This is a genomic window from Ruoffia halotolerans, assembly GCF_014049385.1.
Lineage (GTDB): Bacteria > Bacillota > Bacilli > Lactobacillales > Aerococcaceae > Ruoffia > Ruoffia halotolerans.
Genome location: NZ_JACAOA010000056.1, coordinates 1 through 2419, shown reverse-complemented (window position 1 = coordinate 2419; position 2419 = coordinate 1). Strand labels below are relative to the sequence as shown.

2 protein-coding genes are annotated in these 2419 nt (G+C 43.3%); both read right to left on the bottom strand.

Going from position 1 to position 2419, the window contains the following annotated elements:
* Positions 1-69: 69 nt before the first annotated feature.
* On the bottom strand, positions 70-828 hold the full coding sequence (gene istB / locus HW423_RS10655) for an IS21-like element helper ATPase IstB (RefSeq protein WP_197105363.1): 759 nt from the start codon (positions 826-828) through the stop codon (positions 70-72).
* Complete coding sequence (istA, locus tag HW423_RS10650; protein ID WP_197105362.1) at positions 822-2300, bottom strand: IS21 family transposase; 1479 nt, start codon at positions 2298-2300, stop codon at positions 822-824. The genes istB and istA overlap by 7 nt, the downstream gene beginning before the upstream one ends.
* Between the last annotated feature and the right edge of the window lie 119 nt (positions 2301-2419).

The window sequence follows — 2419 nt, the reverse complement described above, 5'->3', positions numbered from 1 at the left end:
GTATATGTCAATTGAAAAAGGGACCACCTTGCTGTTGAAAAAGGGACCACCCTGCAGTAGTAACAGGAGCTATTCCTCTCCTTCCTGTAATGTATTCTTCCAGTGACTGGTTTGCTTCATACGGTAGCTTTCCCCCCGCATATCGACAACATGCGCCTTGTAAACCAAACGATCCACCAAAGCACCCGTTAATGTCGGGTCTTTAAAACAATCCTGCCAACGATCAAATGTTAAATTCGTGGTAATAATCACCGAGCCTTCTCCAATTCGGTTAGATAATAAATTGAAAATCAATTCTGCGCCTGAAGCATCAAAGGATAGATAACCGAGCTCATCAATAATCAATAAATCAATGCGCTGAAGGCGTTGTTTAAACCGATAAAATTGACTTTGAGTGACCGCTTCTTTCATCTGAATCACCAGATTGGGGGCGTTGATAAATAACACATTATAACCTTGCAGGCACGCTTCAATCCCTAAACCAATACTAAAGTGGGTCTTGCCTGTACCCGGATTGCCGATAAAGATGGCATTTTCTTTATTCTGTATAAATTGTAATGTTTTCAGTGAACGCAGCTCTTTTCTCACGGGTTCGTTAAACACCTGGTCATCAAAGTCGACCAGGTATTTTTTCTGACTAAACTTTGCTTGCTTTATCCGACGTTGATGACTGCGATTGCGTCGATGTTGCACCTCCTCATTAATCCATTCCAATAAGGCTTCTTCAAAGGTTAGCCCCCTCGCTTGATATTCTGCCATCAAGTGAGGGTGGTTTTCCTTAAGGAACGACAGTTTCAGTTCATTGGCTGCCTCTGTGATCGTTAACATGGTGTTTCCTCCAATCCAAAGATGCGATTAAGCTGATGTAGTGTGTGTTCTGTTTGTTGAATCACCGGGTTGATTTCTTGGTCCTGCCCCTTAGGGAGAGGCTTTGTGGCGTGTAATCGTACCGCTTCTGTCATGTGGATGACGCGTTGATGTTCATCACATGCACGGTAACGTTCCAAGTGCTCTAGAAATAGCTTGGGTTTATCGTTATAATAATGGTCATAGAGGGTCTTCAATAAAGGGTGATGCTTTAACACATGCGAGTGCTTCAAAGCGCCTGGCTTTTTCTGAAACGTCTGGATATAGTGGTATATATCGAGGCAAAAGCCATGAGAGCCCTCTATTTTTGTATGCCGCGCGACCTCTTGATCATTGGCATAGATGACCAAGTGGTTAGGGTAGGCCTTGACTTGAACCGTATGACCGACAAGATAATCAGGGACAGAATACTGATTCGTCTGATAATGAATCGCTGAGTAAGAATTGACTTTCAATGCATGCAGCTCAGCGAGTTCAAAAGGGGGTTGATAAGGTAATAACGTTGCCTTTTCCTCCTCGATCCGACTGGACTGATTCAATTGATGGAGCTGTGCTTCTAAATGATCACAAGCGGCTTCAAAACAAGCAAACTGATACGTCTTTGTAAAACAAGCTTGACGCACTTTTTTCACTCTGCCTTCAACCGTTCCCTTTTCATTCCCACTGAAACAATTAGTCACATTGATATCAAACCCATAATACGTGGCGAATTGAATCAACTGTGGATTCAATGTTTTTTCGTTCCTCCCTATAAACCGTGAAACAACATGACGCATATTGTCATAAACGACCTCCCGATAGACACCCCCAATCTGTTCAAAGAAACGCACATGAGCTTCTTGAAAGACCTCTTTCTTTTGATGGGCATACAGATACGCCCAAAAATAATCCGAGGCTGGACTCGCAAACACGGCAAGATAATACGTCTGCACGTGGCCATTTATCTCCAACTTGACTTCACCAAAATCAAACTCAACGCGTGATCCGAGCGCATAGTCTTGACGAATAAAGGCTTCTTTCGCTTTTTTAGTCATTTGTGCCCAGTAATGCGCCACCGTTCGATATTTGATGGCGTAGCCCTCTGCTTGAAGTATCTCTGTCACAGCGACAGCCGTAAGGGCTTGTTTATGGGAGCCTAATATCCGTGTTTTCTCTTGTTCCTCTTCGATTAACCGGTTCATGCGTGCCTCCACCTCGGGTGTGAAGGTTCTTTTCGTCCGTGTCGTACTATTGTATTGTCGTTTCAACACTAACTGCTCCGTAGCGACTTCAAGGGCTTTATCGTCCTCAGCTGCATCGATTTTTTGTCTTGCCTTATCAAATCGGTCACATATTCTGCGCACCGTTTTTCGATCTAGTCCCATGTCTCGACTAATCGCACGTTTTGATTCACCGCGGCGATAACGGCTAATAACCTCAAATTCTTTTGTCATAGTAATCACTCCTGACACCTCCATCTATACTTCATAGTATAAATGGAAGTCACTGACAGGTGGTCCCATTTTCAATTGCAATTCCTAAAATTTTGGCCCCTTTTTAAAATACAATATAC

Excerpts from the sequence above, each read along its gene's own strand:
- istB (WP_197105363.1), bottom strand. The coding sequence starts at position 828 with ATGTTAACGATCACAGAGGCAGCCAATGAACTGAAACTGTCGTTCCTT.
- istA (WP_197105362.1), bottom strand. The coding sequence starts at position 2,300 with ATGACAAAAGAATTTGAGGTTATTAGCCGTTATCGCCGCGGTGAATCA.